This is a genomic window from Natrinema amylolyticum (assembly GCF_020515625.1).
Classification (GTDB): Archaea; Halobacteriota; Halobacteria; order Halobacteriales; family Natrialbaceae; genus Natrinema; species Natrinema amylolyticum.
The window spans coordinates 135,118-157,633 of sequence record NZ_JAIWPJ010000005.1 but is presented as its reverse complement, the minus strand read 5'-3'; the positions used below and the strand labels follow the sequence as shown (position 1 = coordinate 157,633).

The following is a 22,516-nucleotide window of genomic DNA, read 5'->3' as shown; positions in this document are numbered from 1 at the left end:
TCGATAATGAGCGCACAGGTACGAAAACCGACCGCGAGAATCTGTGAAGCGTGCGGTCGAGGCGAACAGTGGGACGAAAACCTCGAGGCCTGGCAGATCGCCCGCGACGACGGCGAGAAACAGGTCGGCAATCCACACTGCATCCACGAGTGGGACATCACCGGGACGTTCACACCGGTCGACGACAGCTGACTCGCCGTCGCCGACCGGTCGCCGAAGAGAAATTACTCTTTTCCCCGACTCGAGCGTAGCGGCTCTCATGCCGACCGTCTACATGACAGCGCCGCCCGACGCGGCCGACGAAATCGCCGAAACGCTGGTCGAAGAGCGACTCGCCGCGTGTGTCAACCGGCTGTCGACGACCTCGACCTATCGCTGGGAGGATGAGATTCACCGCGACGACGAGGCCGTGTTGCTCGCGAAGACCACCGACGACGCGTACGACGAATTAGTCGACCGCGTCCGAACGCTGCATCCGTACGACGTCCCCTGTATCGAGCGCTTCGACGAGACCGATCTCCTCGAGTCGTTCGCTGAGTGGCGATCAGAGTGCGTCGAGTAGGGAGCGACCGCCACGAGTAATCCACGTCAGACGGTCACAGACGATGACTACCCGAATTAGCAACCCTTAAAACTCGCGCACGGGTTATCACGGGTATGGCTGGAACCATCGAAGTGCTCGTTCCGGGTGGCCAGGCCAATCCTGGCCCACCACTCGGTCCCGAGCTCGGACCGACCCCCGTCGACGTGCAGGCCGTCGTACAGGAGATCAACGATCAGACCGAAGCGTTCGACGGGACCGAAGTTCCCGTCACCGTCGACTACGAGGAGGACGGCTCCTTCGAGATCGACGTCGGTGTCCCGCCGACGGCGGCACTGATCAAAGACGAAGCCGACTTCGAGACCGGCAGCGGCGAGCCCCAGAAGGAGTTCGTCGCCGATCTCTCCGTCGATCAGGTCAAGAAAATCGCCGAGCAGAAACACCCCGACCTGCTCTCCTACGATACGATCAACGCCGCGAAGGAAGTCGTCGGTACCTGTGCCTCGATGGGCGTCACCATCGAGGGCAACGACGCCCGAGAGTTCAAGCAGCGAGTCGACGACGGCGAGTACGACGACGTGCTGGCCGGCGAAGCGAGCGCCTGAATACGGCGCAGCGAGTACTTCTTCGTTCTCGCAGACCGACGCTAGCGTCAGCCACGCCTGCTCGAGGCGGGTGTCGACGGCCATTCGGCTTCCGACGGATCTGTTCAGTACCGTCTCGACCGTTCGGCGTCGCTGTCTCTCGAGTTCGATGACCGGCGGAGCGGAGAGAACGAAATGGACCGTCGAGCCGAGTTCGGTCCGTCGCGGGGAACGATCGTGGGCAGCTTCCTATACTTTGTTCGCGGGCGGGACGGTTCGATCGCCCGGGCGCGTCGTCCCGGCCGTTCCGAACAGGACTCGGATACTCGCTCCGATACCGAGCGCACCGGCGAGTCCGAGAAGGGCGGCGGTGGCCGGAAGCGACAACCCGGCAACCCCGCACGCGAGCGCTCCGACGAGCAGTCCGGTCACGAGCCGACTGTCACCGAGTCGCGAAGCGACGGTGCGTCCGGTCGCGATGCAGCCGATCGCCGTCGCCGCCGGGAGGACGACCGCGCCGAGTATCACCATCGGAATCCCGAAGAATATCCCGATGTCCGTATCGACGATGAGATATCCCGTGCTCGCGAGCCCACCGACGACGAGGAGGCTCGGGAGCCCGACGCAAAGCGAGATGACGGGGCTCTGGCGCGATTTCGACACCGCCTGTCTACTGTAGGTCTGAGCCAAACCGAGCACGATCATCGACACGAGGGCGGTCGCAGCAAACTGAATCCCCACTCGAACGATCGGTTCGAACGATCGATACGCCTCGAGTTCACCGCCGAACGGTGTCAGCACAGCGACCGACTCGATCCCCGACGGACCAATCATATTATATAAGTCTACTGGCCACATGGATGCATGCTACAGTAGCACGCATAATAGAGTTTTCGGTTATTGTGAGTGTGAATAATAAATTACTATAATGAAATGTGAGGGAACGAACGCGTCCGCGTGGAACGGCCGTGCTCGCTGACAGTACCGTCGTGGGTGGATGAGTCGGCGAGATCTGCCGCGAGACGAGCGTACTGGCAGTTCGACGGGTTTAAGTTCGGCATGACCCTCGGTCCAAGGGAGACAGGCATCGCCTGTTTCACTGACCCGTAGGAGCAGTCCTGCGTACTACGGAGGTGAACGATGGCAGATTCGGATATTGAAACAGCAGTAGCGCGCGCACTCGAGGATTCGCCCGACCGGAACTTTACCGAGACGGTAGACCTCGCGATCAATCTGCGCGACTTAGACCTAAACGAACCGTCGAACCGCGTTGACGAGTCGATCGTCCTGCCGGCCGGAACCGGCCAGGAGACTCGGATCGTCGTCATCGCCGAAGGAGAGACCGCAGTCCGCGCCGAAGAGGCGGCGGACGAGGTCCTTTCGGTGGACGACGTAGCCGACCTGGACGACGACGACGCCAAAGACATGGCCGACGAGACGGACTTCTTCATCGCCGAAGAGGCGATGATGCAAGACATCGCCCGGCACCTGGGTACCATTCTCGGTCCCCGAGGGAAGATGCCGGACCCGCTCGCGCCCGACGACGACGTCGTCGAAACCGTCAACCGGCTCAAAAACACCGTGCAGCTTCGCTCCGGCGACCGACGAACGTTCCACACGCTCGTCGGGTCGGAAGAGATGGACGCCGAGGACGTCGGCGACAACATCGACGTCATCCTGCGTCGCCTGCACGCAGACCTCGAGAAGGGGCCCCAGAACATCGACGCCGTCTACGTGAAGACGACGATGGGCCCGTCCGTGGAGGTGGCCTAGAATGAGCGCACAGGCTGAACGCAAAACCGAGAACCTTCCCCAGTGGAAGAAAGAGGAAGTCGACGACCTCGCACAAATCATCGACGAGTACGAGAGCGTCGGCGTCGTCGGTATCGCCGGCATTCCCTCGAAGCAGCTCCAAGACATGCGCCGCGACCTGTACGGTACTGCCGTGTTGCGCGTCAGCCGCAACACCCTGCAGACGCGCGCGCTCGAGGACGCCGGACTCGGCGACCTCGTCGAGCACATCGGTGGACAGGTCGGGATCATCGCGACCGACGAGAACCCGTTCTCGCTGTACAAGGAACTCGAGGCGTCGAAGACGCCCGCGCCGATCAACGAGGGCGAAATCGCTCCGAACGACATCGTGATCCCCGAAGGGGACACCGGTGTCGATCCGGGGCCGTTCGTCGGCGAACTTCAGGGTATCGGCGCGAACGCGCGCATCGAAGAAGGGTCGATCCAGGTCATGGAGGACTCGACGGTCCTCGAGGCCGGCGAGGAAGTCTCCGCCGACCTGGCGAACGTCCTCAACGAGCTCGGTATCGAGCCCAAGGAGGTCGGTCTCGACCTGCGCGCCGTCATCGCCGAGGGCGTGCTCTTCGACCCCGAGGACCTCGACATCGACGTCGAGGCCTACCGGAGCGACGTGTCGACGGCCGCCGCCCGCGCTCGGAACCTCGCGCTCAACGCGAGCTTCCCGACCGCGTCGACGGCTCCGACGCTCATCGCCAAGGCCACGGGCGAGGCCAAGAGCCTCGGCCTGCAGGCCGCCATCGAGGACGAAGACCTGATGCCCGACCTCGTCAGCAAGGCCGACGCACAGCTGCGTGCGCTCGCGGGCCAGATCGACGACGAGGAGGCGCTTCCTGACGAACTTCAGGACGTCGAGGCCCCCGCCGAACCGGCGGCGGCCGACGACGAAGACGAATCGGCAGACGACCAGACTGAAGACGAGGCCGAGACCGAAGACGCCGACGCCGACGATGACGACGAAGACGACGGCGACGGCGCAGCAGGTCTCGGCGAGATGTTCGGTTAAGTAACGGAGGATCCAACAATGGAATACGTATACGCTGCACTCATCCTGAACGAATCGGGCGAAGAGATCAACGAAGACAACCTGACGAACGTGCTCGACGCTGCCGGCGTCGACGTCGAAGAGTCTCGCGTGAAGGCGCTCGTCGCCGCACTCGAGGACGTCGACATCGACGAGGCAGTCTCCGAGGCCGCTGCCGTCCCCGCTGGTGGGGCCGCCGCAGGCGGTGCCGCGGGTGGCGAGGCCGCTGCCGACGAAGGCGGCGACGAAGAAGAAGCCGAGGAGACCAGCGACGTGCCGGACACGACGGACGAGGACGACGACGAGGACGACGAGGCCGACGGCGAGGGTCTCGGCGAACTCTTCGGATAACGCGTCCCGTCGATCCGGTTTCGACGAGTTGTCAACCCCGATTTTTTCTCGATGCTGGACGGCGAGTGGCGACGCCGCCTGCTCGGACGCGGCGGTTCGCGACTCGAGCAGTGCCCCGCTGAGCCGAGACACTATAAACGAGGACGCGGCCAGAGTCGGCGATGCCCGCCCCAGTCGAGGTCGTCACCGAGCCGGCACTCACGCTCCAGTTGCTCGCGTGGGTGGTCGCCGGCTCGCTGCTGGGGTGTTGTAGCGGGCTCGTTCCCGGACTCCACGCCAACAACTTCGCGTTCCTGCTGGCCGGCGTCGTGCCGTCGGTTCCCGGGTCGCCGCTGTTCGTCGGCTGTGCAATGCTCGCGGCCGGCGTCGTCCACACCTTCTGCAACGCCGTCCCGGCGATGGCGCTCGGGGTCCCCGACGCGGAGATGGCCGTCACCGCACTGCCTGGCCATCGGATGGTCCTCGAAGGGCGGGGCTACGAGGCGATCCGACTCTCCGCGCTCGGCAGCGTCCTCGCCGTGATCGCGGCGGTTCCGCTCGCCGTCCCCGTCACCTGGGCCGTGACGGCCGCGTATCCGACGATCCGGGCCCACCTCTCGCTCGTCCTCGCGATGGTCGCGGTCGCACTGATCGCGTCGGAACCGACGTGGCGCGGCCGGTTCGGCGGGCTACTCTCGTTCGCGCTCGCGACCGGCCTCGGCGCACTCACGTTGGATATCACTGCGGACGCCCCGCTCGAGGCGGGCGGCACGCTCGCGCCCCTCTTCGCCGGGCTCTTCGGCGCGCCGGTGTTGATCGATGCGATCCGTGGCAGCGGCATTCCGCGACAGGCGGGCGAGGGCATACGAGCCTCGCGACCGTTCGTCGGCGTTACCGCCGTCGCCGGCGCGCTCGCGGGAGCCGTCGTCGGCTACCTACCCGGTATCACGGCGGCGATCGCCGCCGTCGCGGTGCTGGCGCTCGTCCCGGGCGATGCCAGCGACCGCGGCTACATCGTCGCCACCAGCGGCGTCGACACGTCGAATACCATCTTCGCGCTCTTCGCGCTGGTCGCCATCGGCCAGCCCCGGACCGGCGTGTTAGTCGCGTTCGAGGGCACGGCCGCGCCGCTCGAGTTACCGATCCTGCTCGCCGGCGTCGTCCTCGCGGGACTGCTCGGGTTCGCGTTCGTGATCGTCGTCGGTGACGCCTACCTCGAGCTGGTCGGCCGGCTGCCCTACTGGAAGATTTCGGTCGCCGTCCTCGCGGTGCTGCTCGCCCTCTCGTATCTGTTCACCGGGCCGGTCGGCATCGCGATCTTCGCCGTCGCGACCGCTATCGGACTGGTTCCGGTTCGATTGCGGTGCCGACGCGTCCACCTGATGGGAGTACTGATCGGACCGTTGATGCTCGGGCTCTGACGACTCTCGCGTCCTCAGTCGCTCGAGCCCGCCGCTCGAGCCGCGGTCACGAGTTCCTCGACCCGCGCTTCCGAGACGGGGTTCGTCGTTACGCCGTCCGTTTTGAGTGCGGTACCGACGATGACGCCGTCCGCACCCGTCTCGAGACAGTCGCCGATCGTCTCGCTCGTCACGCCGCTGCCGACGAACACCGGCGTCTCATCGTGTCCCCGATCGGCGAGCGCATCGGTGACGCGCTCGACGTCCGCGAGCGACGTTTCGACGCCCGTCCCGGGGCCGGAAACGACGACGCCGTCGGCTCCGCCGCGCTCGACCGTCTCGAGGGCCGCGCGCTCGATCTCCCGTTCGCCGATGGGGGTCGCGTGTTTGACGTGGACGTCCGCGAGGATCGCGACGTCGGCGGCGAGCCGGTCGCGAAGCCGGAGGGTCTCGTGGGCCCGGCCCTCGATGATCCCCTGATCGGTCGCCGCAGTGCCGACGTGGACGTTGACCCGGACGAAGTCGGCGTCGACGGCCGCGGCGATCGACATCGCGGCCCGGGCGTCGTTTCGGAGCACGTTGATCCCGACCGGCACGTCGACGGCGTCCGTCAGGGCCGTCGCGACGGCAGTCATCGACGCGACGACGTGTTTCGGTACGTCGTCGGGATGGAACGGCGCGTCGCCGAAGTTCTCGAGGACGATCCCGTCGACGCCGCCCGCCTCGAGCCGGGTGGCGTCCTCGAGCGCGCGGGTTCGGACGGCGTCGCGATCGCCGTCGAAATCCGGTGTGCCGGGGAGCGGCGGGAGGTGTACCATGCCGACAACGGGGTGATCGGCGTCGAATCGCGTCCGGAGGGGCGTGCCCGATACCATATCGGTGCTGGGGTAGCGAGCGGGATAAGTGGCTGTGGAGACGCTCGCCGGCGGACGGCGTTCGTGTCGGTCGTCCGCGATCCGGCAAGCGCCTCTCCCTCCACGGCCGTTTTCTCTCCGCCGTGGCTATACCCGGCGATGACCGATCTGCTCTCTCCGTTATCGTTGCGCGACAGTGAGACGAAGAACCGAATCGCCGTCTCGCCGATGTGTCAGTACTCCTGTGAGCCGGACGGGGTCGCGACCGAGTGGCACCGCGTCCACCTCGGAAGCCGGGCCGTCGGCGGTGCCGGCATCGTGATGACCGAAGCGACCGCCGTCTCACCGGCGGGCCGGATCACGCCCCACGACCTGGGGATCTGGAGCGACGAACACGCGGCCGCGCTCGAACCGACCACCGAGTTCATCCGCGACCAGGGTGGGGTGCCGGGGATCCAGCTCGCCCACGCGGGCCACAAAGCGAGCAAAGAGCGGCCCTGGGAGGGCCACGTTCCGATCCAGCCCGACGGGACCGGCCCCAGCGGGGCGTCGGGTTGGGAGGTCCTCTCGCCGTCGCCCGAGGCCTATCCGCCGTTCGACGGCGATCGCCCAGCGATGCGGAAGGCCGATCAGGACGATATCGAGGGCGTCATCGACGCCTATCGCGCGGCGGCCGAGCGGTCGCTCGAGGCCGGGTTCGAGGTCGCCGAGGTCCACGCGGCTCACGGCTACCTGCTCCACGAGTTCCTCTCGCCGGTTACGAACACTCGCGAGGACGATTACGGCGGCAGCTTCGAGAACCGCACGCGGCTGACTCGCGACGTCGTCGCGGCCGTCCGCGAGGTCTGGCCGGACGACAAGCCGGTCTTCGTCCGCATCTCCGGAACGGACTGGCTCGACGACCGCGAGTCGTGGGACATCGAGCAGTCAGTGCGACTGGCGGACGACCTCGCCGATCTCGGCGTCGATCTGGTCGACGTGAGTTCGGGCGGACTTCACCCCGAACAGGCGGTGCCGGGCGGCCCGAACTTCCAGGTGCCGCTGGCGGAGCGGGTCCGTGAGGGGGCCGACGTCGCCGTCGGCGCGGTCGGCGGCGTCACCGAACCCGAGCAGGCCGACGCACTGGTCCGTAACGGCCGTGCCGACCTCGTGCTCGTCGGCCGGGAGTTCCTACGCGATCCGTACTTCGGACTCCGCGCGTCCGGCGACCTCGAGCGCGATCCGGACGAGGTCGCGAACGCGTGGCCGGTCCAGTACCGGCGCGCCGTTCAGCGGTAACACGAGCTTTCCGACCGAAGTTTCGAATCGGTTTGGTACAGGCAGGGGGCTCGAGTTACGCGCCGTCGTAGTCGTCCAGCCACCCGGTGACGGAGGACCGTAACGCACCGGTCGTCGTCCCGATATTCAGCAGTTGGTAGCCGTTCGCCGCTTTCTCGTTGACGTCGTCCATGCCGAATCCGAGCCCGCCGACCGGAACGTCCGCCTCGACAGCGGCGGATCGGATCGTCTCGACGGCCTCCTCGACGTCCGGGTGGTCGAATTCGCCCGGATGACCCAGCGAGACCGAGAGATCGAGCGGGCCGATGAAGACGAAGCCGAGTTCCGGCACCGAGAGGATGTCGTCGAGGTCGTCGAGGGCTGACTGCGTCTCGATCGTGACGCCGACGACGACCGACTCGTCCTCGCCAGTCACGTACTCGTCGGTCATGCCCCAGCGGCTGGCGCGCGGATTCGCCATGCCGCGCCGGCCGGGTTCGCCGTCGTACTCGAACCGGCCGGCTCGCACCGCCGCCTCGAGTTCCTCGGCGCTCCCGACCCGCGGGAGGAAGACGTTCCGAACGCCGGCGTCGAGGGCCTTCCGGACCAGCGACGGATCGGTGTCGGGAACGCGGACCAGCAGCTCCGTGTCGGTCCCGTCCGCCGCCCGGAGCAGTTCCTCCAGTTTCCCGGCGTCCCGCGGACTCGGTCCGCCGTGCTCGAGGTCGATCCAGACGAAATCGGCGCCGAGCGCCGCGTAGAGTTCGACGACCGTTGGACTGTAGGTGTTCTCGAGGACGCCGAGTGCGACCTCGCCGGACTCGAGCGTCTCGCGGAGCGCGTTGGCGCGCGGTTCCTGACTCATACCTCGTCCACACCTGCCCGCGACTAAAGTCTGGGGCCGAACGACGCGCTGGCTCCGAATTGACTTCGCCGAAAACAGCAGTTCGGGGGCGTCTTACTCGCCGTTCCACTTGATGGAACAGCCGCGGGACGGCTGCCACTCGAGGTCGACCGCTTCGTCGGCCAGGACGGCGTCGATGGCCTCGCGGATCTGATAGCGGCTCGGTTCGTCGTCGGGATTGGGCGCGTCGTCGAGCCGGCCGTGATAGGCCAGCCGGAACTCACCGTCGTCGCGGGCGAACAGGAACGGATCCGGCGTACAGACCGCGCCGTAGGCTCGAGCGACATCCTGACTCTCGTCTCGGAGGTACGCGTCGTAGTCAATTCGCCCATCCGCAACGAACTCCTGCATTCGTTCGAACGAATCGTCGGGGTACTCGTCGGCGTCGTTGGGGTTGATCCCGACGACCGAGACGTCGTCGTACTCGTCGGCCAGTTCGTTCAGCAGGTCAAACTTCGCCTGCGCGTACGGACAGTGGTTGCACGTGAACACGACCAGCAGCGCCTCACTGTCGGCGAACGACTCGAGCGAGTACGTCTCTCCGTCGACGCCCTCGAGTTCGAACTCGGGTGCGAGATCGCCGGCCTCGAGTTCCGACTCGGACTCTTTGAGAACCATACCGGACGATTCGGCCCGTTCGTCCTTAATCGTCACGTTCGCGGCGGTCGGTTCGCTCGGAGCGGCGGCGCGGGAACGACCGTGACGACTTACATATTAGTACCCCCGGCCGCATCGACAGGGTATGAAGACGCTCGAGGTCACCGACGAACAGTACGCGTTCATCCAGCACCTCCGCGAGGAGATCTCCGAATCGGTCGTCGGCAAGTACGGCTTCGTCCGGGAGCAAGACGCCGTCCAGTTCCTGATCGACAACCTGGACGAGGAGATCGAACTCGAGGCGGACGGAGAATTCGAGTCCTCGGCCACCGACGACGTGTCGGCGTCCGTCGGAGCCGCTATCGACGGCGCGACCGATCCGCACGAACTCGAAGCGGTCTCCTATATCGAGGACGAGGCGGCGGTCGACGCGGACGAGGACGACGGAGATGACGCGGACGGCGACAGCGAGGCCGAGTCGGACGGACCGGGCGGGTCGGATATCGACGACTCGAGCGCGGCGGACCCGACCGACGAATCGGACGATACCGAGGGAGAATCGGACGACGGCGAGGACGACCCGGACGCCGATGGTGACGGCGAGGACGCCAACGACGGCAGCGACGGCGACGGATCGGCCGACGACGACGACATGTTAGACGAGATGATGAGCCTGCTCGAGACCCACGACGACAAGTGGGAGGAATCGAACTCGGCTGACTTCCGGTACACCGTCGAACTCCCCGACGGCTCGAGCGAGCAGGTCCAGACGAAAGACGACGTGCGGGCGCTGCTGTTCAAGAACTATCGGTAACTCGAGGAGACGGTCGTTCGTTCGCCACTACCTGGGAAACTGGCTGCTATCGTGGCAGCAGGGGATCGCCACGCCCTCCCGGACAGCGTGCGCCATTGCTGCCGGATGACCAGTGCGGAGACGGAGCTATCTGACCGGTTCGAGCGAATGGCGACGTCGATGATGCACGGACGAACAACGTTAGAACTTTACTCGCGCTCGCGCTTTCACGCGGTATGAGCGAACGCGAGGTGCTCGAGTTGCTTCGTGAGAACGCGCGCTACTCCACGGCGGATATCGCGCGAATGACCGACCTCGAGGAAGACGAGGTCGAAGCGACCATCGAGGAGCTCGAGGCAGCGGGCGTCGTCCGGGGCTACCAGGCGGTCGTCGACTGGGACAAGCTCGAGGACGAGCGCGTCCGCGCCGAGGTCGAGTTGAACGTCACGCTCGACCGCGAGACGGGCTACGACGACATCGCGGAGCGCCTCGCACGGTTCCCGCAGGTCAAGGCCCTGCGACTGATCAGCGGCGACTACGACTTCGACATGGAGGTCGAGGGCGACTCCATCCGCGAGGTCTCGCAGTTCATCAGCGAGAAGGTCGCGCCCGTCCCCGAGATCACCCAGACGGTCACCCACTACGTGATGACCTCCTACAAGGAGAACGGGATCGAACTCGGCGACGGCGAGGGTGACGACCGCCTCTCGTTCTCCCCCTGACCATGACGTTCGAACTGTCAGACCGCGTGCAGACGGTGCCGCCCTCGGGGATTCGGCGCTTCTTCGAGATCGCCGAGGAACGCGACGAGGTCATCTCGCTGGGCGTCGGCGAACCCGACTTCGCGACGCCGTGGGCGGCCCGCGACGCCGCGATCACGTCCTTAGAGCAGGGGAAGACCTCCTACACGGCCAACCGCGGCAAGCGCGAGCTTCGGGAGGCGATCGCCGACTACGTCGCAGACCGGTTCGATCTGGGCTACGGCCCCGACGAGGAGATCATCGTCACGGCGGGCGCGAGCGAGGCGGTCGATCTGGCCTTCCGTGCGTTCGTCAATCCCGGCGATACGGTCGCGATCGCCCAGCCGGCCTACATCTCCTACGAACCCGGCGTCATCTTCGCCGGCGGGGAGGTCCTCCCCGTGCCGACGAAAGAGGAAGACGACTTCCGACTGACCGTCGAGGCCCTCGAGGCGGCCGGCGCGGCCGACGCGGACATGCTCGTCCTCTGTTATCCCAACAACCCGACGGGCGCGATCATGCCCGCCGAGGACCTCGAGCCGGTCGCGGAATTCGCCCGCGAGAACGACCTGACGGTCCTCTCCGACGAGATCTACGCCGAACTGACCTACGACGGCGAGCACACCTCGATCGCGAGCTTCGAGGGGATGCGTGAGCGGACCATCGTCTTCAACGGCTTCTCGAAGGCCCACGCGATGACCGGGCTTCGGCTGGGCTACGCTCTCGGCCCAGCGGACGCCATCGGCGCGATGAACAAGATCCACCAGTACACGATGCTCTCGGCCCCGACCACGGCCCAGTACGCCGCGATCGAGGCCTTGGACTCCTGTGCGAACGACGTGCAGGAAATGGTCGAGCAGTACGACCGCCGCCGGCAGTTCGTCCTCTCGCGGTTCCGCGAGATCGGGATGGACGTCTTCGAGGCCAAGGGCGCGTTCTACTGCTTCCCCGAGGTGCCCGAGGGCTTCACCGCCGAGGAGTTCGCCGAGTCGGTCCTGCGCGAACAGGGCGTCGCCGTCGTCCCCGGCGATATCTTCGGCGACGGGTTCGAGGATCACCTCCGGGTCTCCTACGCGACCGGACTCGAGGATCTCCGGCAGGCGCTCAACCGGATCGAAGCGTTCGTCGAAGAACACGCCTGAATCGCGCTACCGGACCGACGCCGGCCGACCACCTGCCGTCTCGCTATCGACACGCCGACGGGGGAGCGTCCGCCAGTCGCGTGGCGGTTTCGGACTCGGTTTCCGGTTCCGTACAGGCGAGGAGCGTGAACGAGAACGTCGATCCGACGTCGGGCTCCGAATCGACCCATATCTCTCCGTCGTGGCGCTCGACGATCCGTTTACACAGGGCCAGTCCGATTCCAGAGCCGGGCTGTTCGTCCGCCGAGTGACAGCGCTGAAAGATCTCGAAGATGCGATCGGCGTCGGCGGGATCGATCCCGTCGCCCTCGTCGCGGATCGAAACCGTCCAGGTCCCTCCCTCCCGGACCGCCGAGACGTGTATCCGCGGCGGCTCGTCGCCGCTGTACTCGATCGCATTGCTCACCAGGTTCTGAAACAGCTGCTGGAGCTGTCGGTCGTCTCCGTCGACGGTGGGGAGTGGCTCTCGCGTGATCTCGGTATCGGTCTCCTCGAGTTTGAACTGTAGATCAGTCAACACGTCGTCGAGAACGGCGTCCAGGTCGACCGCCTCGAGCGGATCGCCCTCCGTCTCGACCCGGGAGTACTCGAGTAGCCCGTCGATCATGTTCTGCATCCGCTCGGCACCGTCGACGGCGTAGTCGATGAACTCCTCGCCGTCCGCGTCGAGTTCGTCGCCGTACCGACTCTCGATGAGTTGCAGGTAGCTCGTGATCATCCGCAGGGGCTCCTGTAAGTCGTGGGAGGCGGCGTAGGCGAACTGTTCCAATCGCTCGTTGGACGCTTCCAACTCGGTGACCGCCTCCTCGAGGCGCGCCTCGGTTCGCTTCAGCGCGTCGTTCCGTTCCGCGAGCGTTCTGGCGTTGGTGAGCGCCTGCGCCTCGTGGACGCCGATCCCCAGCCCGGCGACGGAGCCGATCGACAACAGGACCGCCTGGGTCCCGAACGTGAACTGGACTCCCACACCGGGATGGACGATGCGGAGGCCGAGGACGATCCCCATCACGACGACGCCGCCGCCGACCCACAGCACGATGCGGCGATAAAACGACGGTTTGATCGATGATTTCGGCAACCAGCGCCCGACATACAACATCACGATTCCCGGGAAGCTGATCAGGAGCAGGTCGAGTACCGCTTCCAGAACCGCGCCGTTCCCGGTCAGGTCCGAGACCGATTTCCCGATCGCACTGATGAGAAGTACCCCGCCGAGGACGGGGATCACACGGTGCCAACGGCTCGTGTCGGTTCGGTCTGCACTAGGGGCCGTGTCGGACCCGATGGGATTCCCAACCACTAATCGAATAGGGACGGGCCGTCCGGTTCAACTTCGCTTTTTAGTATACAAGACGCTTAAGTACTCTATCGGGACGGCGCGTCGAGGTCGGAGAGCGCAGTCCCGAGGAGCTGATCGGTCCCGCGACGGAGTCGAGACGCGACCGCTTGCTGTGTGATCCCGAGTTCGTCGCCGAGTTCCGCCATCGTCACGTCCCGCGGACTGTTGAAGTAGCCCCGATCGTAGGCGAGGACTAGCGCCTCCCGCTGCGCATCGGTCAGCATCGTCTCGGCGTCGGTCTCGATCGGCGTGAGCGCGTGAAGTCTCGTCAGCGTGATCGGGATCCCCTGTTCTCGACAGCGCCGCTGAAAGGTCGCGATGTCGCTTCGGTCGTCCCCCCGAACGTCGAACGTCCACTGCTGGCTCGTGCCGACCGCTTTGACGAGCGGGATCTTCGTCTCCGTCAACGTGCTCAGGACGCCCTCGTAGTCCAGCGCCCACTCGACGCGAAGCAGGTACTCGTCCGCGACGGAATCGACGAGCTTGATATCCGTGACGCCCGGATGGTCGGCGAACGCGCTCTCGATGTCGTCGACCGTCGTCCCGCGAACCCAGAAGTACGGCACGACGACGTCTCGAGCGGGGATAATCCGCTCGAGTTCGACCGTCACGTCCGGCACTCGTTCGAAGATACTCCCCAGAGGGAACTCGTCGGACGGGATCGTAAACGTCGCCTCGGTAGCCATTGTCCGGAACACGACGCACCGGCAGTAAAGTGCTCTCCTAATCGGCGTCCCGGGGTCGCGTTCCGACGGCCCGTCGCCGCGTTTCCGCGAATCGACCGTCGGAGTACCCCGTCACTTTCGCCAACAGTTTTCTCGCTCGCCCGCGCTCTCCGTAGTATGGTCGACTATCGTCCCATTCCGGACGAACGGGACGTGTTCCACGAGTATCGCAGCTATGCGTTCCGGCCCGAGGAGGGGGTTCCGGCGTACGATCCCGAGGACCACGAAACCCCGCGGGACGCCCTCGGCTCTCGGCGCGGAGTGTACGAGGAGGGGGCGGCTGACGACGCGGAGCCACGCAGCGTCTGCCGGCACTACTGGCTCGAGTCCCGCGTGCGCGACGACGTCCATCGAACCGTCGGGCTGGCGTCCGTTGCGACCCCACCCGAGTACCGTCGTCGCGGCTACGTCCGGCAGTTGCTCGCCCGATCGCTCGCCGAATATCGCGATCGCGACGTGCGGTTCTCGGTCCTGTGGCCGTTCCGGTATCGGTTCTACGGGCAGTACGGCTGGGACACCTGCACCCGGATCGTCACTCACGAGTGCGAACCGGGCGTGCTCTCCGTCGCGGCCGACGCCGTCGACCGAGACGCGGGTTCGTTCCGCCGACTCGAGGCCGACGAGTACGAGGCGCTCGAACCGGCCTACGAGACGTACGCTGAGCGGTACTCGCTCGCCCTCGAGCGCGACGAAGAGTGGTGGCGCTACCGCGTCTTCGCCGGCCACGAGCAGAATCCCTTCATCTACGCGTACGAGCGCGACGGGCGGGTGCGGGGATATCTCGTCTACACGATGAACGGGATCGACGGCGACCGGACGATGGTCGTCTCCGAACTCGTCGCCGCCGATCACGACGCCGTGTTGGCGCTGCTGTCGTTCTGTTACGACCACGAGTCACAAGTTCAGCGCGTTCGCCTCCGCGTGTCCGACGACGTGCCGATTCGCGCGCTCGCTCGAGAGCCGGACGAGATCGAGACGACCGTCGAGGACGGGCCGATGGTCCGCGTCGTCGACGTCGCCGAGACGCTGTCCGCGCTCTCCTATCCGGACCGCGACGCGACCGTGACGATCGCCGTCGAGGACTCGCTCGCCGAGTGGAACGACGGCACGTTCCGACTCGCGGCCTCGGGCGGTCGCGCGGACTGTCGCCGACTGCGCGATCGCTCGGACACCCAGCCGGAGGTCGACATCCGCCTCGATATCGGCGCGCTCTCACAGCTCGTCGTCGGGTTCCAGTCCGCGGCCACTCTCGAGCGAACGGGGCGACTCGAGGCGACAGGCGCGTCGCTCGAGACGATTTCGACGCTCTTTCCCGAAACGACGGTCTTTCTCGGAGACCAGTTCTGAACGGCTCGGCGGCCCGTGGGGAGTCATTCGGTTCGGGATGGCGGACGGGAGCCGCGACCGGGCGGCGACGCATGCTACTGAGGGGCATGCCACCGCTCGGCCACGACACTGAAATAGCCCGTTCACTAACTATATCCTGATTGTCTGTCGATGATGACAACGGCCGTGAGAGGCGATTGCCTCGAGCACGAGGGGGGACCGAATCGGTCGGTGGAGGGGGGGAGAGAGTCGTGACGATGCGCTCCGTTCCGATCGTCGACCGGGTCACCGACGCCTTCTTCGCACTCGATACGGGCTTTCGGTTCACCTATCTCAACGAGCGGGCCGAGACGTTACTCGAGCGCTCCCGCGAGGAACTGATCGGGCGGGTCATGTGGGACGAGTTCCCTCAGACCGTCGAGACGCAGTTCCCCGACGGGTTCCATCGCGCGATGGACGAGCAGGTGCCGGTCTCCTTCGAGATCTATCACATGCCACTCGAGACCTGGTTCGAAGCGCGGGCGTACCCGTCCGAAACCGGGCTCTCGGTGTACATGCGCGACGTTACCGAACGGAAAGCTCAGGAGACGACGCTGGCCCAACACGCCGCCGTCGTCGAGGCGGTCCACGACGCCGTCGTCACGCTCGATCGCGACCGCGAAATCGTCACGATCAACGGCGCGACCGAGTCGATGCTGGACGCGGACCGGTCGTCCCTCGTCGGCGAACACGTCGAGACGCTCACCGAACTGGCCGGGATCGACGACCACCACGCCGTCGATATCGGCCGAGCGATCACCGACATCGACGTCAGGAACGCCGACCGCCGCCAGCTCGAACTCCCCTACGTCGGTCCGAACGGCGACGACCGAATGGCCGAGTTCCGGTTCGTTCCGATCGAGGACGACACGGCGACCGTCGCCGCCGTCATCCGAGACGTTACCGATCGACACGAGTACGACCGCGTCGTCACGTCGCTCCACGAGGTCACGCGCTGGCTCCTCGAGTCCGACGATCCCGAGGAGATCTGTGCGATCGCCGTCCACGCCGGCGGCGACCTGCTCGATCTCCCGATCAGCGGCGTCTGGCTCCTCGAGGAGGAACAGGGCTACCTCGACCCCGTCGCCGGCACCGCCGGGGCCCACGACGAGTTCGGCGGCCTCCCGCGGTTCAACCCCGGCGAAGGCCTCGTCTGGGACGTCTTCGAGGGCGGCGAGGTCGAACTGTTCGATGACCTCGGGACCGTCGACGACCTCTACAACCCGGACACGCCGCTCCGATCGGAGATCATCGCACCGATCGGCACCCATGGCGTCCTCATGACCGGCTCGCTCGATCCCCACCGGTTCGACGAGACCGACGTCGATCTCATCTCGACGCTCGTCGAGAACACGCGCGCCGCCCTCGATCGCGCCGACCGAGAGCGCGTCCTGCGGGATCGGACGGCCGAACTCGAGCGCCAGACCGAGCGCCTCGAGGCCGTCGCCGACGTCCTCTCGAGCGACCTGCAACGCCAGCTCGAGGCCGTCGCCGACGCGCTCGAAGAGGAGCGGGCCGGCGAGTGGGAGTTCCCGCTCGCCGGCGACACGGTCGAAACGACGCTCGAGCGCGCCGAAGGGCTCGTCGACGACGTCCGAGAGTTCGCTCGCAACGCCTCGCGGGTCGGGACCCGCAGCCGGCTCCGCCTCGAGTCGGCGGTCGCGGACGCCGTCGACGGGTCGCGACTCGACGCGGACGCCGTCATCGTCGACGGCTCGGCCGCGCTCCGAGCCGACCCCGACCGGTTCGTCCACCTCCTCGAGACGGCCTTCGACGGTGCCGTCGCGCGGGCCGACGGCGACGTGACGGTCCGGGTCGGTCTAGTCGGGTTCGACGACGGAGGTAGTCGCGGCTTTTTCATCCTCGACGACGCCGCGGAAATCCCACCGGACGCACGCGACCGCGTGCTCGACCCGACCGCCGACGACGAGACCGCGATCGACGGGATCGGCCTCGCGCTCGTTCGGGCCATCGCCGACGCTCACGATTGGGAGTGCACTGTCACCGACGGGAACAACGGCGGCACGCGGATCGAAATCCGGGACGTAACGACCCTCGAGCGCCGCCTCGAGTGAGCGCTCACTCCTGAATAACAGACTCGTTCGCGATATCGCGACAGAGCTGGCGGTAGCCGTCCTCTTCGAGGAGTTCCTGCATCGTGTCGTTGACCTCGACGCGGAGGACCGCCAGCCGATCCCTGAGCTCGGCGTACTCCTGGCTCGACTTCCGTTGGGCGTCGGTTTTCTGGTCGTCTAACAGCGCCTTCTTCGAGGCGAGCGCGAAGAACTCCTGGAGCTGCTCGTCGTAGGTCGCCCGGAGCAGCAGTTGCTCGATGATATCGATCAGTTCGTCCTTCGAGACGGGTTTGACGAGGTAGTCGTCGAACCCCATTCCGATGATATCGAAGTCGGGTTCGACCGCCGTCACCATCGCAACGCGGCAGTCGAGGTCCCGCTCTCGGATCGTATCGAGGACGGTGTCACCGGAGAGACCCGGCATCCGCCGATCGAGGAGGACGACGTCAATCGCAGCGTCGATGGCGTCTAGCGCTTCGTTGCCGTCGTAGGCCGTCTCGACGTCGCAGTCGCCCTCGAGCCAGGCGGCGTAGAGATCCGCGAGGTCGGGTTCGTCTTCGACGATCAGGACGGACGGGGTGTCAGTTGTCATCGGCGTTTCTCCGGAAGTATCGGTTCGTTGGATGAATCGTCCCGGCAGCATATCAATATACCGGACAATCGCTCGAGAAAACTCCGAGCGGGAGGACGGTATCGCCGTCCCGCGGGAGGATATGAGCCCCGTGTTCGACTGATTCACCGACCGCCGCCGAACGAGCCGTTACTCGAGTTCGCGGTCGATCGTCGCGCGTCGCTCGCCGATCGCGGCCGCGTCGGTCTCGATCGTCTCGTCGCCCACGTGGACCGTGAGCGTCCCGTCGTCGGTCGCCGTTCCGAGTTCGACGACCGGCGCGACGCCGTCGAAGGCCTCGCGGACCGCCTCGGGCGAGTCGGTCTGGATCAGCGCGCGACCCGGCTGTTCGTGGAACAGTGCGCCCGCGGCATCGTCGCTCGGAATCGACACCTCGAGGCCGGCGTCCTCGGTGACCATTTCGGCGAGCGCGACGGCCAGGCCGCCGTGGCTGACGTCGTGGACGGCCAGCGTCGCGTCGTCGTCCGCGACCGAGGCAAGCGTCTCGATCAGGCTCGCGGGGTCGTCGGGGAGGGCGGGGAATCGGTCGTTGCCGTCGAACTGAGCGAGGTACTCCGAACCGCCGAGTCGGGCGTCGTCGGCTGCGAGCCCGAGGTCGCCGACGAGAAGCAGGTCGCCGTCGGACCCGACCGACAGCGGCGGTGCGTCGTAGCTGTCCTTGGAGCCGACCATCGCCAGCGTCGGCGTCGGTGGGATCGGCCCCGCGACGGAGTCGTTGTACAGCGAGACGTTCCCGCCGACGACCGGCGTCGACAGCGTCTCGCACATCTCGGCGAGCCCGTCGACGATCCCCTCGAAGCCGCCGTAGACGTCAGGCTTTTCGGGATTACCGCCGTTGAGACAGTCGACCGCGGCCAGCGGCGTCGCGCCCTTGGCCGCGATGTTCGTCGCGTTCTCGAGGGCGACCGCGCGGGCCCCCTCGCGTGGTGCGGTGGCAGTCCAGTTCGGCGCGGCACCGGAGGAAATTGCGAGCCCCTGTTCGGCCTCTCGGACCGCGATAATCGCGGCGTCGTCGCCCGGCCCGACGCTCGTCCGTACGCCGACCTCGTGGTCGTACTGGCGGTAGACCCACCGCTTCGAGGCGGTGTTCGGACTCGAGACGACGGCATTGAAGGCATCTTCAAGGGTCGCATCGGGCAGATCCGTCTCGGGGACCGCCGGCTCCTCGCTCTCGAGGTCGTTCATCGGTGCGCCCTCGCCGAGGAAGTAGGCGTCGACGTCGACGACCGTCTCGCCCTCGAAGGTACACGTGTAGTTGCCGTCGGTCACCTCGCCGATGACCGAACAGCCCAGCTCGAACCGCTCGACGATCTCGCGCACGCGGTCGACGTTGTCCGGTTCGACCTCGTAACACATCCGCTCCTGGGACTCGGCGAGCAGGATCTCCAGTGCGTTCATGTTCGGCTCGCGCTGGTGGACTCGCTCGAGTTCGATGTGTGCGCCGAGATCGGCTTTGGCGACCATCTCGCTCGAGGCACCGCCGAGGCCGGCGGCACCGAGGTCGCGGGCGGACTCGATCAGGTTCTCGTCGACGAGCGCTTCGTTGGCCTCGATGAGCAGTTTCTCCGCGTAGGGGTCGCCGACCTGAACCGCGGGCCGGTCTTCGGTTTCGGCGTCCTCCGCTAAGTCCTCGCTGGCGAAACTCGCGCCGCCGAGCCCGTCGCGACCCGTTCCGTTCCCGACGAGGACGAGCTTGTTACCGGGCTCTTGGGCCTCGGCGGTGACGAGTCGGTCCTCGTTCGTCAGCCCGACGCAGGCGACGTTGACCAGCGGATTCCCCTCGTAATCGGGGTGGAAGTCGACGCTGCCGGCGACCGTCGGAACACCGATACAGTTCCCGTAGTGACTGATTCCCTCGACGACGCCCTCGAAGAGGTACTGCGAGTGGTCGTCGTCGAACTCGCCGAAGTACAGCGAGTCCGCGAGTGCGATGGGGTAGGCACCCATCGAGAGCGTGTCTCGGACGATGCCGCCGACGCCCGTCGCCGCGCCGTCGACCGGGTCCACGTAGGAGGGATGGTTGTGGCTCTCGATCCCCATCGTGATGTATGTGCTGTCGCCGTCTCCCTCCTCGCTCCCGGGAAGCGCGACAACCGCCGCGTCGTCGCCCGGCCCGACGACGACCTGCTGGCCCTCGCTGTCGAACGCCGACAGCAGCGGTCGCGAGGAGCGGTACGCGCAGTGCTCGCTCCAGAGGTTCTCGAACAGCGCCGCCTCCGCTCGAGTCGGCTCTCGATCTAACTCGGAGACGACGAGTTCGCGGTCCGAATCGGCAAGACTCATTCACCTAGGTGGTGAAAGTCGGCCGGTAAATGGGTTTCTATATGCACGTTCGTGTATTAGTCCGCCGGCATCGTGCGGACGCCGGGACCGCACCCCGCTCGGCGCTCGCGTCACCGCACCGCCGGCCATGGGCTCGAGCGGATCTCGCTATTGCACAGACCCCGCGGCCGGGCGACCCCAGTCGATTACCGGCGCATCGATCGATTCCGTCTGACACGTGAGATCCGTTCTCGACGCCGCGAGCGCGACGCTCGCGATCGGGATCGGACCGAGTCGTTTTTCATCAGGCCGCCTAAACGTGCGTTCGTGCTGTCGGTCGAACTTCACACGCACTCGTCGCTGTCCTACGACGGCCGCGACCCGGTCGAGCTCATCTTAGAGCAGGCCGAGGCCGTCGGTCTCGACGCGATCGCGGTGACGGACCACGACGAGATCGACGCGAGCCTCGAGGCCGCCGAGCGCGCCCCCGACTACGGACTGGTCGGCATTCCGGGGATGGAGATCTCGAGCAAGGCGGGCCACGTACTCGGCCTGGGGCTCGAGGAGGCCGTTCCGCCGGGCCTCTCCTTCGAGTCGACGCTCGAGGCGATCCACGAGCAGGGCGGCCTGGCCGTGATCCCCCATCCGTTTCAGGAGTCCCGCCACGGCGTGATGGCCCGGATCTCCCGCGAGCAACTCGCCTTCGGCGACGCGATCGAGGTCTACAACTCCCGGCTGTTCACCGGGCGCGCCAACCGACAGGCCGAACGCTACGCCCGATCGCGGAACCTGCCGATGACTGCCGGGAGCGACGCACACATCAGTGAGATGGTCGGACAAGCGGTCACCCGCGTCGACGCCGACGAACGCTCCGTCGACGCGATTCTGGACGCGATCGCGGCGGGACGGACGACCGTCGAGGGAAAGCGAACCCCCTGGCGGATCAGCGTCCAGCAGTTCGCCGGCGGCGTCACGCGACGAGTGAGCCGCGTTTTGAAACTCCTCCGATGACAGACCACTCACTTCGCGGTACCGAGCCGTCGATCGTTCGCACCGCCCTCGAGAACCGCGACCCGCTCCCGGGAACGACCGGCTTCGCGGGAGCGGTCGACGACCGACTCGTTCGCGACGTGCTCGGGCGGGTCCCCCTGTTCGTCGACGAGGCCCCGGACGTTGCGCCCGCAAACCGAGCGTGGGCGTTCGAGCCGACCGAACTCGAGGAGCCGACGCTCTTTCCGGCCGGCGCGGCCGCGGCCGTCGACGGCCCGCTCCCCGAGCCGGAATCTCAGTGGTCGCTGCCCGATCCCGAGCCCGCCGAGCCCGACGCCGCCCTCGAGGACCTCGAGCGCGCGATCGAGACGGCGACCGACGCGGTTCGACGGGACGACCGCGATATCGCCGTCGCCTTCTCCGGCGGCGTCGACTCGGCGCTGGTCGCCGAGTTGCTCGACGCGCCGCTGTACGTCGTCGGCTTTCCCGACAGCCACGACGTCGAGGCCGCGCGGACGGCCGCCGACGCGATGGGCCGCGAGCTGACGGTCGTCGATCTCGAGCCGGCCGACTTGGAGCGCGCCGTGCCCGAGGTGGCGCGAGCGACCGGTCGGACGAACGCGATGGACGTCCAGATCGCGCTGCCGCTGTATCTGGTCGGCGAGCGCGTCGCCGCCGACGGGTTCGACGCGCTCGCCGTCGGCCAGGGCGCCGACGAACTGTTCGGCGGCTACGAGAAAGTCGTCCGGCTCGACCACCGCGTCGAGGCCGAGACGGTTCGGGGCGCCGTCCGCGAACAGATACGGAGCCTGCCCGAGCAGCTCCCGCGGGACGTGCTGACGATCGAGGCGACGGGCCTCGAGCCGGTCGCACCCTTCCTCCACGACACCGTGGTCGAGGCCGCGCTCCGCCTCCCGGACGAACTACTGGCCGACGAGGACGAACGAAAGCGCGGCTTCCGTCGGGTCGCGGCCCAGTATCTCCCCGACGAAGTCGCGGGCCGAGACAAGAAAGCGGTCCAGTACGGCAGCCTCGTAGCCCGCGAACTCGATCGACTCGCTCGGCAGGCCGGCTACAAGCGCCGGATCGACGATCACGTCACCAAGTACGTCGCCGCGCTGCTCGGGGACGACGAGACCCGACGCGACTGAACTGCC

At 66.7% G+C, this 22,516-nt stretch carries 23 protein-coding genes; 15 read left to right on the top strand and 8 right to left on the bottom strand.

Annotated elements, in window-relative coordinates; all coding sequences use genetic code 11:
- Positions 1-6 precede the first annotated feature (6 nt).
- The 3 genes from LDH66_RS20885 (at position 7) to LDH66_RS20875 (ending at position 1,146) form a co-directional block, all read left to right on the top strand.
- Entirely contained in the window at positions 7-192 is a 186-nt protein-coding gene (locus LDH66_RS20885; protein ID WP_226483012.1) for an HEWD family protein, read from the top strand.
- Between the two features lie 67 nt (positions 193-259).
- A complete protein-coding gene (gene cutA / locus LDH66_RS20880; protein ID WP_226483011.1) occupies positions 260-562 on the top strand; it encodes a divalent-cation tolerance protein CutA in 303 nt (100 codons plus the stop codon).
- Between the two features lie 95 nt (positions 563-657).
- Positions 658-1,146 carry a 50S ribosomal protein L11 gene (locus LDH66_RS20875; RefSeq protein WP_226483010.1) on the top strand — a complete coding sequence of 163 codons (489 nt, stop codon included), beginning with the start codon at positions 658-660 and terminating at the stop codon, positions 1,144-1,146.
- 228 nt (positions 1,147-1,374) lie between these two features.
- Here LDH66_RS20875 and LDH66_RS20870 read toward each other — a convergent pair whose 3' ends face one another.
- On the bottom strand, positions 1,375-1,959 hold the full coding sequence (locus LDH66_RS20870) for a DUF8173 domain-containing protein (RefSeq protein ID WP_425492984.1): 585 nt from the start codon (positions 1,957-1,959) through the stop codon (positions 1,375-1,377).
- Positions 1,960-2,265: 306 nt separating this feature from the next.
- On the opposite strand from LDH66_RS20870, the gene LDH66_RS20865 reads away from it, so the two are divergent.
- The 4 genes from LDH66_RS20865 (at position 2,266) to LDH66_RS20850 (ending at position 5,709) form a co-directional block, all read left to right on the top strand.
- On the top strand, positions 2,266-2,898 hold the full coding sequence (locus LDH66_RS20865) for a 50S ribosomal protein L1 (protein ID WP_226483008.1): 633 nt from the start codon (positions 2,266-2,268) through the stop codon (positions 2,896-2,898).
- Between the two features lies 1 nt (position 2,899).
- A complete protein-coding gene (locus LDH66_RS20860) occupies positions 2,900-3,940 on the top strand; it encodes a 50S ribosomal protein L10 (protein ID WP_226483007.1) in 1,041 nt (346 codons plus the stop codon).
- A gap of 18 nt (positions 3,941-3,958) precedes the next feature.
- Positions 3,959-4,309, top strand: coding sequence for a 50S ribosomal protein P1 (gene rpl12p / locus LDH66_RS20855; RefSeq protein WP_226483006.1), 351 nt, complete (start codon positions 3,959-3,961; stop codon positions 4,307-4,309).
- Between the two features lie 161 nt (positions 4,310-4,470).
- Positions 4,471-5,709, top strand: coding sequence for a tripartite tricarboxylate transporter permease (locus tag LDH66_RS20850; RefSeq protein ID WP_226483005.1), 1,239 nt, complete (start codon positions 4,471-4,473; stop codon positions 5,707-5,709).
- A gap of 14 nt (positions 5,710-5,723) precedes the next feature.
- On the opposite strand, the gene LDH66_RS20845 is transcribed toward LDH66_RS20850, so the two are convergent.
- A complete protein-coding gene (locus tag LDH66_RS20845; RefSeq protein ID WP_226483004.1) occupies positions 5,724-6,563 on the bottom strand; it encodes a BtpA/SgcQ family protein in 840 nt (279 codons plus the stop codon).
- A gap of 138 nt (positions 6,564-6,701) precedes the next feature.
- On the opposite strand from LDH66_RS20845, the gene LDH66_RS20840 reads away from it, so the two are divergent.
- Positions 6,702-7,820: an NADH:flavin oxidoreductase/NADH oxidase gene (locus tag LDH66_RS20840; RefSeq protein ID WP_226483003.1), complete on the top strand. Its 1,119-nt coding sequence runs from the start codon at positions 6,702-6,704 to the stop codon at positions 7,818-7,820.
- A 55-nt stretch (positions 7,821-7,875) separates the two neighbouring features.
- On the opposite strand, the gene LDH66_RS20835 is transcribed toward LDH66_RS20840, so the two are convergent.
- Together LDH66_RS20835 and LDH66_RS20830 are read right to left on the bottom strand one after the other, a co-directional pair.
- Positions 7,876-8,664 carry an HpcH/HpaI aldolase family protein gene (locus tag LDH66_RS20835; protein WP_226483002.1) on the bottom strand — a complete coding sequence of 263 codons (789 nt, stop codon included), beginning with the start codon at positions 8,662-8,664 and terminating at the stop codon, positions 7,876-7,878.
- Between the two features lie 93 nt (positions 8,665-8,757).
- On the bottom strand, positions 8,758-9,321 hold the full coding sequence (locus LDH66_RS20830; protein ID WP_226483001.1) for a thioredoxin family protein: 564 nt from the start codon (positions 9,319-9,321) through the stop codon (positions 8,758-8,760).
- 124 nt (positions 9,322-9,445) lie between these two features.
- Between LDH66_RS20830 and LDH66_RS20825 the strand changes: the two genes are divergently transcribed.
- From LDH66_RS20825 to LDH66_RS20815, 3 genes are all read left to right on the top strand, one after another.
- Positions 9,446-10,114: a hypothetical protein gene (locus tag LDH66_RS20825; RefSeq protein ID WP_226483000.1), complete on the top strand. Its 669-nt coding sequence runs from the start codon at positions 9,446-9,448 to the stop codon at positions 10,112-10,114.
- 215 nt (positions 10,115-10,329) lie between these two features.
- Complete coding sequence (locus LDH66_RS20820) at positions 10,330-10,815, top strand: Lrp/AsnC family transcriptional regulator (RefSeq protein WP_006430033.1); 486 nt, start codon at positions 10,330-10,332, stop codon at positions 10,813-10,815.
- A gap of 2 nt (positions 10,816-10,817) precedes the next feature.
- Positions 10,818-11,975, top strand: coding sequence for a pyridoxal phosphate-dependent aminotransferase (locus LDH66_RS20815; RefSeq protein WP_226482999.1), 1,158 nt, complete (start codon positions 10,818-10,820; stop codon positions 11,973-11,975).
- 43 nt (positions 11,976-12,018) lie between these two features.
- Here the strand turns inward: LDH66_RS20815 and LDH66_RS20810 are convergent, their stop codons facing one another.
- Together LDH66_RS20810 and LDH66_RS20805 are read right to left on the bottom strand one after the other, a co-directional pair.
- Positions 12,019-13,200, bottom strand: coding sequence for a sensor histidine kinase (locus LDH66_RS20810; protein ID WP_226482998.1), 1,182 nt, complete (start codon positions 13,198-13,200; stop codon positions 12,019-12,021).
- Between the two features lie 137 nt (positions 13,201-13,337).
- A complete protein-coding gene (locus LDH66_RS20805; protein ID WP_226482997.1) occupies positions 13,338-13,997 on the bottom strand; it encodes a helix-turn-helix domain-containing protein in 660 nt (219 codons plus the stop codon).
- A 156-nt stretch (positions 13,998-14,153) separates the two neighbouring features.
- On the opposite strand from LDH66_RS20805, the gene LDH66_RS20800 reads away from it, so the two are divergent.
- Together LDH66_RS20800 and LDH66_RS20795 are read left to right on the top strand one after the other, a co-directional pair.
- A complete protein-coding gene (locus LDH66_RS20800; RefSeq protein WP_226482996.1) occupies positions 14,154-15,383 on the top strand; it encodes a GNAT family N-acetyltransferase in 1,230 nt (409 codons plus the stop codon).
- 236 nt (positions 15,384-15,619) lie between these two features.
- Positions 15,620-17,476, top strand: a complete 1,857-nt coding sequence (locus tag LDH66_RS20795; protein ID WP_226483037.1) for a PAS domain-containing sensor histidine kinase — start codon at positions 15,620-15,622, stop codon at positions 17,474-17,476.
- 4 nt (positions 17,477-17,480) lie between these two features.
- On the opposite strand, the gene LDH66_RS20790 is transcribed toward LDH66_RS20795, so the two are convergent.
- Together LDH66_RS20790 and purL are read right to left on the bottom strand one after the other, a co-directional pair.
- Positions 17,481-18,068 (bottom strand): response regulator, encoded by a 588-nt coding sequence (locus tag LDH66_RS20790; RefSeq protein WP_226482995.1) that lies wholly within the window; start codon positions 18,066-18,068, stop codon positions 17,481-17,483.
- Between the two features lie 168 nt (positions 18,069-18,236).
- Entirely contained in the window at positions 18,237-20,390 is a 2,154-nt protein-coding gene (gene purL, locus LDH66_RS20785) for a phosphoribosylformylglycinamidine synthase subunit PurL (protein WP_226482994.1), read from the bottom strand.
- 306 nt (positions 20,391-20,696) lie between these two features.
- Between purL and LDH66_RS20780 the strand changes: the two genes are divergently transcribed.
- Together LDH66_RS20780 and LDH66_RS20775 are read left to right on the top strand one after the other, a co-directional pair.
- On the top strand, positions 20,697-21,380 hold the full coding sequence (locus LDH66_RS20780) for a PHP domain-containing protein (RefSeq protein ID WP_226482993.1): 684 nt from the start codon (positions 20,697-20,699) through the stop codon (positions 21,378-21,380).
- On the top strand, positions 21,377-22,510 hold the full coding sequence (locus LDH66_RS20775; RefSeq protein ID WP_226482992.1) for an asparagine synthase C-terminal domain-containing protein: 1,134 nt from the start codon (positions 21,377-21,379) through the stop codon (positions 22,508-22,510). Before LDH66_RS20780 ends, LDH66_RS20775 begins: the two co-directional genes overlap by 4 nt.
- Positions 22,511-22,516 lie beyond the last annotated feature (6 nt).

Coding starts and splice junctions, on each gene's coding strand:
- LDH66_RS20885 (WP_226483012.1), top strand. CDS start 7: ATGAGCGCACAGGTACGAAAACCGACCGCGAGAATCTGTGAAGCGTGC.
- cutA (WP_226483011.1), top strand. CDS start 260: ATGCCGACCGTCTACATGACAGCGCCGCCCGACGCGGCCGACGAAATC.
- LDH66_RS20875 (WP_226483010.1), top strand. CDS start 658: ATGGCTGGAACCATCGAAGTGCTCGTTCCGGGTGGCCAGGCCAATCCT.
- LDH66_RS20870 (WP_425492984.1), bottom strand. CDS start 1,959: ATGATTGGTCCGTCGGGGATCGAGTCGGTCGCTGTGCTGACACCGTTC.
- LDH66_RS20865 (WP_226483008.1), top strand. CDS start 2,266: ATGGCAGATTCGGATATTGAAACAGCAGTAGCGCGCGCACTCGAGGAT.
- LDH66_RS20860 (WP_226483007.1), top strand. CDS start 2,900: ATGAGCGCACAGGCTGAACGCAAAACCGAGAACCTTCCCCAGTGGAAG.
- rpl12p (WP_226483006.1), top strand. CDS start 3,959: ATGGAATACGTATACGCTGCACTCATCCTGAACGAATCGGGCGAAGAG.
- LDH66_RS20850 (WP_226483005.1), top strand. CDS start 4,471: ATGCCCGCCCCAGTCGAGGTCGTCACCGAGCCGGCACTCACGCTCCAG.
- LDH66_RS20845 (WP_226483004.1), bottom strand. CDS start 6,563: ATGGTATCGGGCACGCCCCTCCGGACGCGATTCGACGCCGATCACCCC.
- LDH66_RS20840 (WP_226483003.1), top strand. CDS start 6,702: ATGACCGATCTGCTCTCTCCGTTATCGTTGCGCGACAGTGAGACGAAG.
- LDH66_RS20835 (WP_226483002.1), bottom strand. CDS start 8,664: ATGAGTCAGGAACCGCGCGCCAACGCGCTCCGCGAGACGCTCGAGTCC.
- LDH66_RS20830 (WP_226483001.1), bottom strand. CDS start 9,321: ATGGTTCTCAAAGAGTCCGAGTCGGAACTCGAGGCCGGCGATCTCGCA.
- LDH66_RS20825 (WP_226483000.1), top strand. CDS start 9,446: ATGAAGACGCTCGAGGTCACCGACGAACAGTACGCGTTCATCCAGCAC.
- LDH66_RS20820 (WP_006430033.1), top strand. CDS start 10,330: ATGAGCGAACGCGAGGTGCTCGAGTTGCTTCGTGAGAACGCGCGCTAC.
- LDH66_RS20815 (WP_226482999.1), top strand. CDS start 10,818: ATGACGTTCGAACTGTCAGACCGCGTGCAGACGGTGCCGCCCTCGGGG.
- LDH66_RS20805 (WP_226482997.1), bottom strand. CDS start 13,997: ATGGCTACCGAGGCGACGTTTACGATCCCGTCCGACGAGTTCCCTCTG.
- LDH66_RS20800 (WP_226482996.1), top strand. CDS start 14,154: ATGGTCGACTATCGTCCCATTCCGGACGAACGGGACGTGTTCCACGAG.
- LDH66_RS20795 (WP_226483037.1), top strand. CDS start 15,620: ATGCGCTCCGTTCCGATCGTCGACCGGGTCACCGACGCCTTCTTCGCA.
- LDH66_RS20790 (WP_226482995.1), bottom strand. CDS start 18,068: ATGACAACTGACACCCCGTCCGTCCTGATCGTCGAAGACGAACCCGAC.
- purL (WP_226482994.1), bottom strand. CDS start 20,390: ATGAGTCTTGCCGATTCGGACCGCGAACTCGTCGTCTCCGAGTTAGAT.
- LDH66_RS20775 (WP_226482992.1), top strand. CDS start 21,377: ATGACAGACCACTCACTTCGCGGTACCGAGCCGTCGATCGTTCGCACC.